The sequence below is a fragment of the Phenylobacterium sp. genome (assembly GCF_030697925.1).
GTDB lineage: Bacteria > Pseudomonadota > Alphaproteobacteria > Caulobacterales > Caulobacteraceae > Phenylobacterium.
The window spans coordinates 1-10098 of sequence record NZ_JAUYOJ010000224.1 but is presented as its reverse complement, the minus strand read 5'-3'; the positions used below and the strand labels follow the sequence as shown (position 1 = coordinate 10098).

Annotated in this window: 7 protein-coding genes; 5 read left to right on the top strand and 2 right to left on the bottom strand. The window is 67.4% G+C overall.

Features of this window, described 5'->3' with window-relative positions; genetic code table 11:
• Positions 1-229 precede the first annotated feature (229 nt).
• Positions 230-1162 carry an isopenicillin N synthase family oxygenase gene (locus Q8Q88_RS21820; protein ID WP_305677289.1) on the top strand — a complete coding sequence of 311 codons (933 nt, stop codon included), beginning with the start codon at positions 230-232 and terminating at the stop codon, positions 1160-1162.
• 176 nt (positions 1163-1338) lie between these two features.
• A complete protein-coding gene (locus Q8Q88_RS21815) occupies positions 1339-3438 on the top strand; it encodes an ATP-binding protein (RefSeq protein WP_305677288.1) in 2100 nt (699 codons plus the stop codon).
• Positions 3439-3463: 25 nt separating this feature from the next.
• Here the strand turns inward: Q8Q88_RS21815 and Q8Q88_RS21810 are convergent, their stop codons facing one another.
• Both Q8Q88_RS21810 and Q8Q88_RS21805 read right to left on the bottom strand, forming a co-directional pair.
• The gene (locus Q8Q88_RS21810) at positions 3464-4693 is read right to left on the bottom strand and encodes a TetR/AcrR family transcriptional regulator (RefSeq protein WP_305677287.1); all 1230 of its coding nucleotides are present in this window, start codon (positions 4691-4693) and stop codon (positions 3464-3466) included.
• A 99-nt stretch (positions 4694-4792) separates the two neighbouring features.
• On the bottom strand, positions 4793-6232 hold the full coding sequence (locus tag Q8Q88_RS21805; RefSeq protein WP_305677286.1) for a short-chain fatty acyl-CoA regulator family protein: 1440 nt from the start codon (positions 6230-6232) through the stop codon (positions 4793-4795).
• Between the two features lie 158 nt (positions 6233-6390).
• Between Q8Q88_RS21805 and Q8Q88_RS21800 the strand changes: the two genes are divergently transcribed.
• The 3 genes from Q8Q88_RS21800 to aceB all read left to right on the top strand — a co-directional run bounded on the left by Q8Q88_RS21800 (position 6391) and on the right by aceB (position 9949).
• A complete protein-coding gene (locus tag Q8Q88_RS21800; RefSeq protein ID WP_305677285.1) occupies positions 6391-7983 on the top strand; it encodes an isocitrate lyase in 1593 nt (530 codons plus the stop codon).
• A gap of 39 nt (positions 7984-8022) precedes the next feature.
• On the top strand, positions 8023-8229 hold the full coding sequence (locus Q8Q88_RS21795; RefSeq protein WP_254834830.1) for a hypothetical protein: 207 nt from the start codon (positions 8023-8025) through the stop codon (positions 8227-8229).
• Between the two features lie 121 nt (positions 8230-8350).
• Entirely contained in the window at positions 8351-9949 is a 1599-nt protein-coding gene (gene aceB, locus Q8Q88_RS21790) for a malate synthase A (protein ID WP_305677284.1), read from the top strand.
• Positions 9950-10098 lie beyond the last annotated feature (149 nt).

Genomic DNA, 10098 nt, shown 5'->3' with positions numbered 1-10098 from the left:
CCAAGCGCCCAAGCTCCCTGAACGGCATCGGAAGGGCCCTCCCTTCCACAGCCTCAACTGTCAGGGAGCAACCCGGTCCAAACTGTCAGGCATCTACCCGGTTCATACCGACAAGCCCCCCTCACCCTACCCTCTCCCCCCGAAGGACGGATGGAGAGGAGGAGCTGTGCATGCCCTGCAACTCGCGAGGTTTTTGCCCAACCGGGCGCCTCGGTGTAGGGGATCGCCCATGACCCAAGCTTCGATCCAGCCCGTCTCGTTCCAGGATTTCGGACGCGATTTCGACGGCTTCTCCCGCGACCTCGGCGACTCCTTCGCCCGCTACGGCTTTGCGGTGATCTCCGACCACGGCCTGCCACAGCAACGCATCGAGCGCGCCCTCGCCGCCGCCAAGGCCTTCTTCGCCCTGCCGGAGGATGTGAAGCGGCGGTATGTCGGGGTGGGAGGCCAGCGCGGCTACACCCCCTTCGGCATCGAGACCGCCAAGGACGCCAAGCACTTCGACCTGAAGGAATTCTGGCACATGGGCCGCGATCTGCCCGCGGGCCACCCCTACCGCGCCTCCATGCCCGACAATGTCTGGCCTGCCGAGGTCCCCGAGTTCCAGGCGGAGATCGCCTGGCTGTTCCAGACCCTGGACGCGCTCGGCCGCAAGGTCCTGGAGGCTATCGCCACCTATCTGAAGCTGGACCGGCATTTCTTCGACGCCACCGTCGACCAGGGCAATTCGATCCTGCGGCTGCTGCACTATCCGCCGGTGCCCAAGGACGGCCCCAATATCCGCGCCGGGGCGCACGAGGATATCAACGTCATCACCCTGTTGCTCGGCGCGGAGGAAGCTGGGCTAGAGGTCCTGGACCGCGACGGCCGCTGGCTGCCGATCAATCCGCCGCCGGGCTCGGTGGTCTGCAATATCGGCGACATGCTGCAGCGGCTGACCAACAAGGTGCTGCCCTCGACCACCCATCGCGTGGTCAATCCGGCGCCCGAACGCCGGGGCTTCGCGCGCTATTCGACGCCCTTCTTCCTGCACTTCAATCCGGACTACGAGATCGTCACCCTGCCTGGTTGCGTCGACGAAACGCACCCCGACCAGGGCCTGCCGGCGATCACTGCTGACGCCTTCCTTCTGGAGCGGCTTCGCGAGATCAAGCTGCTGTAGAAGCCATTGAGTCTCCTTCGGTTTGGGCTTCACCACGGAGAGATCCAGCGTCTCTCGAAGCGCTCACAATTGCTCCACAGCTTTCTAGTGAAGGTTGCCGAACACCGTTCGGATAAAGACGGAAATTTAACCCAAACCCACCAACATCCGGCCCCAAGTATGGTTCGGGGGAGAAGATGTCCGAGGAAGGACCGGCCTTGCAGGCCGAGGCCCAGCGCCTCGCCGCCATCGCAACCCTTGATTTGGACGAGCTGAAGCCGACTTTCGAGCGGATCGGCCGCCTCGCGCGCGCCCATTCCCGGATGCAGCTGGGCGACGTGGTGCTGGTCGGCGCCAAGCGCACCTGGCACGCCAGCATCGGGCCGGACTGGAACGACGAACAGGTCAGCCAGGATCAGTCGTTCTCGCAGGTCGCGGTCGAAAGCGACGAGGTCCTGTGGGTGGCCGACGCCCGCGAGGACGCGCGTTTCGCGTCCCATCCCCATGTCATGGGCCCCGAGGGTGTCCGCTTCTATGCCGGCGTCGCCATCCGCCTGGGCGACGGCCAGCGCATCGGCGTGGTCTGCGTGGCCCACCACGAGCCCCGCGCCTATGACCCGGAGCTGGCGGACTACCTGATCGACCTGGCGGCCATCGCCGCCAGCGAATGCTCCCGCCACCACGCCCAGCGCGACCTGGTCAAGGCCGCCCAGGAAGCCCGCCGCTCGGAAGAGCGGGTCAAGCTCGCCCTGGAGATCGGCGAGGTCCGCATGTGGGAGATGGACTACCAGCGCCGCTCGCTCAGCACGGTCGGGTTCGACTACGCGGAACTCGGCATGGAGCCCACCTTCGACCTGATGATGGCCGACATGTGGTTCGGCATCCACCGCGACGACCGCGCAGGCGCGCAAAGCGCCTGGGAAGATCACTTGGCGAACGGGACCCCCTTCCGCGAGACCTACCGGGTCCTGCAGAAGGGTGGGCCGCACCAGTGGCACTACTCCGCCTGCGAGGCCACCAAGGACGAGCAGGGGCGCGTGATCCGCGCCATCGGCGTGCTGCGCAATATCGACAACCAGAAGCGCGGCGAACTGGAGCTGCTGAAGGCCAAGGACGAGGCCGAGGCGGCCAACAAGGCCAAGAGCGAATTCCTGGCCAATATGAGCCACGAGATCCGCACCCCGCTGAACGGGGTGATGGGCATCGCCGGCGCCCTGGCCCGCACCGACCTGTCCGACGGTCAGGCCGAGATGGTCGAGCTGGTCGAGACCTCGGCCCAGACCCTGGAAGCCCTGCTCACCGACATCCTGGACCTGGCCCGAATCGAGGCCGGCCGCATGGAGATCCGGCCCGAGCCCTTCGACCTGACCACCTCGGTCAACGCCTGCGCGGCCCTGTTCGAGGCCTCGGCCCAGGCCAAGGACATCGACCTGAAGGTCGAGCTGGAACCCTACGCCCAGGGCATGTTCGAGGGCGACGCCCCGCGCATCCGCCAGATCCTCACCAACCTGCTGGGCAATGCGGTGAAGTTCACCTCCGGCGGCGAGGTGAGGCTCGCCGTCCGCGCCCGCCGCGACGAGACCACCACCCACCTCACCTTCGCGGTCTCCGACACCGGCATCGGCTTCGACGAAGAGACCCGCCAGCGGCTGTTCGGCCGTTTCCAGCAGGCCGACGGCTCGATCACCCGCAAGTACGGCGGCACGGGCCTGGGCCTGGCCATCTCCCGCTCCCTGGCCGAGGCCATGGGTGGCGACCTGACCGCCGACGCCACCCCGGGCAAGGGCGCGACCTTCTACCTGTCCCTGGAGCTGCCGCGCCGGGAGGGTACGGTGGAGATGTGGGGCGAGCACGAGGCCCACCAGACCGAGGAGGCCGAGCTGGACACCATGCGCGTCCTGCTGGCCGAGGATCACCCGACCAACCGCCGGGTCGTGGAGCTGATCCTGGGCGCGGCCGGCGTCGACCTGATCAGCGTCGAGAACGGCGCCGAGGCGGTGGACGAGGCCGCCCGCTCACGCTTCGACCTGATCCTCATGGACATGCAGATGCCGGTGATGGATGGCCTGACCGCCATCAAGGCCATCCGCCGTCGCGAGGCGCGCAACAACGAGCCGCGCACCCCGATCTATACCCTCACCGCCAACGCCATGCCCGAGCACGCCCTGGCCTCGTCGGCCGCCGGCGCCGATGGCCACGTGACCAAGCCGGTCACCGCCGAGCGGCTGCTGCACGTGGTCGAGCAGGTCTGGACGGAGCGGGCGAACGGCGCGCAGCCCGTGGCGCTGAGCGCCTAGACGGAACGAACTTCTCCGCCCGGCCCTACCGCGCGAAGATTCCCATCAGCAGCGGCCGGGCGAACACCGAGGGCGCGGCCTTCTGGGTGACGCCGTGGACCCAGACCCCCAGCTCCGCCCCGGCGTTGAGCGTGGCGTTCAACATCTGGGCGGCGATGAACGGGTCGACCGGGCGGATAGAGCCCTCGGATATCCCGTCCGAGATCATCGAGGCGAAGCGGTCGGACACCCGGTTGGAATGGGCCACCTGCTCCTCGCGGATGGCCTCGGGCAAGGCCGACAGGGCCGTGGTGCGCAGCAGCGGTCCGTACTCCGAGAGCTGGTATTCGGCGAGCGCGGCCGCCGCGCTGGTCAGTTTCAGCCACTGGTCGCCGGCCAGACCCATGGCCAGGCGCTGGACCCGGCGCATCACCTCGAAGGTGCGGTCGAAGCAGGCCACGACCAGGTCCTCCTTGGCGTCGTTGTGGTGGTAGAACGAACCCTTGGTGACATTGAGCTCGGCGGAGATCTTGTCCACCGAGGCGCCGCGATAGCCGCGCGAATTGACCAGCCGGGTGGCGGCCAGCAGGAAGGTCTCGCGGCTCATCTCCAGGCCGTCGCGGGCCGCCAGGTCGGCGAGCGGGATCGGGGCCGGCGCCCATTGGGCGCCCTCCACCGCCAGGCCGCCGATCAGGATGTCCAGCATCCGATCGCAGATGCGCGGATAGTCCTCGGCGTCGTATTTCGGCAGCCAGGCGGCGGCCCAGAAGATCTGCTCCATGAGCATGTGGGTGCGCGCCGTGCGGCGGCCGCGGCCCAGCCAGGCGAGGTCGGGGGTATCGAACACCCCGCGCACCTTGCGGAACAGCTTCAGGAAGGCCTCGCTGACCTCGGAGCGGCGCGGATTGTTCAGCGCCCGGATATCGGAGAGCGCCGGTAGAGGCGGCGCCTGGCCGACGGCCGTCAGCCGCAGACGCTCCAGATAGAGTTCCAGCAGCATGCGCAGGCGGGCCGGCGGCGTGGCCTGGCCCATGGCCTGGTCGGCGGCCCCCTGCAGCCAGGCGATCCCGCGCATCATGCAGGCCGCGGCCAGGTCGTCCTTGCGCTTGAAATAGTAGGTGACGCTGGTGGTGGAGAGGCCCACGGCGGCGGCGGCCACGCCCAGGGTCAGGCCCTTAACGCCCTTCTGGTTCAGGATCAGGGTCGAGGCGTCCAGAATCGCTTCGCGCTTGCGCGCGAAGCGGTCGGTCGATCGGCCGCCGTTACGCTCAGCCATGACCCCGGAAACTCCCCCCGTCGCGGACCGCTTCCCGGCAATCCCTACCCTCTAGTATCGCAAGGTCTTTCCGGCGCAAGACGCCAGCATTCCGCCCCGTCAGCCGGCGGCGAACGGATAGGGCGAGATCGACTTGGTGAAGTCGTCCACCGTCAGGGTGCGGTTGATGGGCTCGGCCGCCCGCTGCGGACAGGCGGGCCGCTCGCAGATCCGGCAGGCGGGGCCGATGGCCGTGGCCACGGGGTCGCGCAGGTCGATGCCGCGGGAATAGACCAGCCGTTCGGCGAACTTCAGCTCGCACCCCATGCCGATCGCCAGTTCGGAATCGTCGCCGGCATAGGGGGTGGCGATGCGGCTGACGGTCCGCGACAGGGTGAAGTAGCGCTGGCCGTCGGGGGTCTCGACGATCTGGGTGACGATGCGCGAGGGCGTGCGGAAGCTGGTGTGGATGTTCCAGCGCGGGCAGGTGCCGCCAAACCGCGAAAAGGGGAAGGTCGCCCCGGCGAACCGCTTGGAGATATTGCCCGCCGAATCCACCCGCAGCATGAAGAACGGCACGCCGCGCGCGCCGGGCCGCGACAGGGTGGTCAGGCGGTGGCAGGCCTGCTCGAACGACACCCCGAAACGGGCGCGGACCAGCTCGATGTCATAGGCCGTCCGCTCGGCGGCCTCGTGGAAAGCCGCGTAGGGCATCATCAGGGCGGCGGCCAGGTAGTTGGTCAGGCTCACCTTCAGCAGGGCGCGTGTCGGGCGATCGGGCGGACCGGCGCGGTCGGCCATGGCGTCCAGCATCGGGCCGTATTCCAGGATCGCCAATTGGTAGGCCAGCGAGAAGGAGCGCCCGGCGCCGGTCAGCACCTCCGACAGGAACAGCCGCTTGCGGTGATGGTCGTAGCGGCGGACGGATTCCGGCAGGACGTCCAGGGGCACCACGCGAACCTGGATGCCGTGGCGCTTGGCCAGGCGCTCGCGGGCCGCGTTGTGGAACTCCTGGGGCTCGTAGGCCAACTCGGCCACGAGTTCGTCGGCGGCCTCCTCCAGCTCGGCGAAATAGTTCTTCTGGTCCTGGATGAAGTCGCGCACCCAGTCCGACGGGATCACCGACGGGGACGAGGCGCCGCCCTCCTCCGGCCGGCCGATGGCGCCCAGGTCGGTGAGCCGGCGCTGGTCGAGATAGGATCGGTAGAGCCGCACGATGGCCTCGGCCACCCCGGGGGCGGAATCGGCCACCTCAGCGATCTCGTGGCGGGCGACGCCCAGGTCGCGGAACATCTGGTCGGAAAACACCTCGGACAGGCCCGTGGCGCCGGCCGAGTCCGGGTCCGACGACAGGCTCTTCAGGTCGAGGTCATAGGCCTCGGCCAGGCGCAGCAGCACCTGGGCGGTCACCGGCCGCTGGTTGCGCTCCAGCAGGTTGAGATAGCTTGGCGAGACGCCCAGGTCCTCGGCCATCCGCGTCTGGGTCAGGCCCAGCTCGCGGCGCAGGCGCTTCATGCGGGCGCCCAGGAACAGTTTCCGGTCTGTGGTCGCGACGGCCATGAGTCTTATTGTCACAGATTTACAATATTTACAAGGTCGTACTGTGACATGTGTGCCTTTTGCCTCCGCGTTAACGCTTCGCGCCGTGCGCCATAAGCGTTACAGGGCGCTAACGGCTTGTCACAAGTGACGGCCACGGCAATTCGCGGAAGAGACAGATGGCATACCAAGACCACATCATCGAGATGGGCCAGCTCATTAGGAGCAAGAACGGCACCTGGGACGGCATCAACGCCGAATCCGTGGCCCGTATGCGCCTGCAGAACCGCTTCAAGACCGGCCTGGAGATCGCCCGCTACACCGCCGACATCATGCGCAAGGACATGGCGGCCTACGACGCGGACTCGGCCAACTACACCCAGTCGCTCGGCTGCTGGCACGGCTTCATCGGCCAGCAGAAGATGATCGCCATCAAGAAGCACTTCGGCACCACCGACCGGAAGTACCTCTACCTGTCGGGTTGGATGGTCGCGGCGCTGCGGTCCGACTTCGGCCCGCTGCCCGACCAGTCGATGCACGAGAAGACCTCGGTGCCGGCCCTGATCGAAGAGCTCTACACCTTCCTGCGCCAGGCCGACGCCCGTGAGCTGGGCGGCCTGTTCCGCGACCTCGACGCGGCCCGTGCGGCCGGCGACAAGGCCAAGGAAGAAAAGCTGCTCGACGCGGTCGACAACTTCCAGACCCACGTCGTGCCGATCATCGCCGACATCGACGCCGGCTTCGGCAACGCCGAGGCGACCTACCTGCTGGCCAAGAAGATGATCGAGGCGGGCGCCTGCGCCCTGCAGATCGAGAACCAGGTTTCCGACGAGAAGCAGTGCGGCCACCAGGACGGCAAGGTCACCGTGCCGCACGAGGACTTCCTGCAGAAGGTCCGCGCCTGCCGCTACGCCTTCCTGGAGCTGGGCGTCGAGAACGGCATCATCGTCACCCGCACCGACAGCCTCGGCGCCGGCCTCACCAAGCAGATCGCCGTCAGCAATGCGCCGGGCGACCTGGGCGACCAGTACAACAGCTTCCTCGATTGCGAGGAGATCACCCCGGAGAACGCCAATAACGGCGACGTGGTCCTGAACCGCAACGGCAAGCTGCTGCGTCCCAAGCGCCTGCCCTCCAACCTGTTCCAGTTCCGCGAAGGCACCGGCGAGGATCGCTGCGTCCTGGACTCGATCACCTCGCTGCAGAACGGCGCCGACCTGCTGTGGATCGAGACCGAAAAGCCCCACGTCAGCCAGATCGCCGGCATGATGGACCGCATCCGCGAGGTCATCCCCAACGCTAAGCTGGTCTACAACAACAGCCCGTCCTTCAATTGGACCCTGAACTTCCGCCAGCAGGTGTTCGACGCCTACAAGGCGGCGGGCAAGGACGTCTCGGCCTATGACCGCGACAAGCTGATGAGCGTCGACTACGACGGCACCGAACTGGCGACCGAAGCCGACGAGCGCATCCGCACCTTCCAGGCGGACGGCGCCAAGCGGGCCGGCATCTTCCATCACCTGATCACCCTGCCGACCTACCACACGGCCGCGCTCAGCACGGACAACCTGGCCAAGGAATACTTCGGCGCGGCCGGCATGCTGGGCTACGTCCTCGGCGTCCAGCGCCAGGAAATTCGCCAGGGCATCGCCTGCGTGAAGCACCAGAACATGTCGGGCTCCGACATCGGCGACGATCACAAGGAATACTTCGCCGGCGAGGCGGCCCTGAAGGCCGGCGGCGTCCACAACACGATGGGCCAGTTCGCCTAAAGTTGAGCAGATCCGGCCGCGGCCGGGGGAGCAAGGACCATGACCACGGAACGGTATTGGGTTGTCGGCGGCGAATACAGCTGCATGGCGTTCAAGTCCCTGAAGGGCGAAGGCCCCAAGGTGCTGGGCCCCTACGAGACCCGGGAAGAGGCTAGCGAAGTGTGGAAGCGCATCTCGCGGGAAACCCGCAGCGGCGCCACCACCCGCTTCGCCATCGCCTCGGAACAGCTCGTGCTGCCCGCCTAAGCGTCATGGGCCGATAAGCGCCCAGTTGTCTCTCCTAGAGCTCGTCCCGGCCCTTGGGTCGAGGCGGGCTCTCTTTTTATCGACTATGATCCCGGCCGAGCCGGAAACGAGGAAGCCCCACATGTCCGTCGATGTCGCCGCCTGCCCTGGCCTGGAACTCAAAGGCGCCGTGGAAGGCCGCGCGGCCGAGGTGCTGACGCCCGAGGCCCGGGCCTTCCTCGTCGAGCTGCACACCCGTTTCAATCCCCGCCGGCTGGAGCTGCTGGCCGCCCGCGCCGCCCGCCAGAAGCGCTTCGACGCCGGCGAGCAGCCGGACTTCCTGGCTGAAACCAAGGCGGTTCGCGACGGCGACTGGAAGGTCGCGACCATCCCTGCCGACCTGCAGGACCGCCGGGTGGAGATCACCGGGCCGGTGGACCGCAAGATGATCATCAACGCGCTCAATTCCGGGGCCAAGGTGTTCATGGCCGACTTCGAGGACGCCTCCTCGCCGACCTGGCAGAACATGGTCGAGGGCCAGGTCAATCTGATGGACCGCTGGGCCGGCAAGATCGGCTTCACCGACGCCACGACAGGCAAGGCCTATGCGCTGAAGGACAAGGTGGCGACCCTGATGGTCCGCCCTCGCGGCTGGCACCTGCCCGAGGCCCACGCCCTGGTGAACGGCGAAGAGATGAGCGGCGGCCTGTTCGACTTCGGCCTCTACTTCTTCCACAACGCCAAGGCCCAGATCGCCGCCGGCGCCACCCCCGCCTTCTACCTGCCGAAGATGGAGAGCCATCTGGAGGCCCGCCTCTGGAACGACGTCTTCGTCTACGCCCAGGACGCCCTCGGCGCGGCGCAGGGGACTATCAAGGTCACCGTGCTGATCGAGACCCTGCCCGCCGCCTTCGAGATGGATGAGATCCTCTACGAGCTGCGCGAGCACATGGCCGGCCTCAACTGTGGTCGCTGGGACTACATCTTCTCCTACATCAAGCGTCTGGGCCGCCAGCCGCGGGCCCTGACCCCCGACCGCGCGGTCATGGGCATGGGTTCTGCGTTCCTCGCAGCCTATTCGCTGAAGCTGATCCAGACCTGCCACCGGCGCGGGGCCTTCGCCATGGGCGGCATGGCCGCCCAGATCCCGGTCAAGGGCGACGACGCGGCCAACCAGGCGGCCTTCGCCAAGGTGCGCGCCGACAAGGAGCGCGAGGCCAATAACGGCCACGACGGCACCTGGGTGGCCCACCCCGACCTGGTCCCGGTGGCGCTCGAGGTGTTCGACCGGGTCATGCCGACCCCGAACCAGCTGGGCAAGCTGCGCGAGGATGTCAAAGTCAGCCGCGAGGATCTGCTGAAGGTCCACGAGGGGGCCCGCACCGAGCACGGCCTGCGCGAGAACATCCGGGTCGGCGTCCAGTACATCGAGGCCTGGCTGCGCGGTAAGGGCGCGGTGCCGCTCTACAACCTTATGGAAGACGCCGCGACCGCCGAGATCAGCCGCGCCCAGATCTGGCAATGGATCAAGCAGGCCGCCACCCTGGACGACGGCCGCGTGGTCGACGAGGCCCTGTTCCGGACCCTGCTGGACGAGGAAATGGCCGCGCTCAAGACGACCCTGCCGGGCGGCGCCTTCGAGACCGGCCGCTTCGCCGAGGCCATCGCCATCTTCACCGAGATGAGCCTTTCGGAAGGGTTCGAGGAGTTCCTGACCCTGCCGGCCTATCGGGCGCTGTAGGCCGATTTTAGATCCTCCCCTTCTGGGGGAGCAACCATGTTCAAGTTGCGGGTTGTTTGACCCATGGCTGGCCGCGTCCGAGGACGAGGTTGGCGGCCTCGATGAGTTTTCGCATGACCGCGACGATGGCGAGCTTGGCGGGTTTGCCA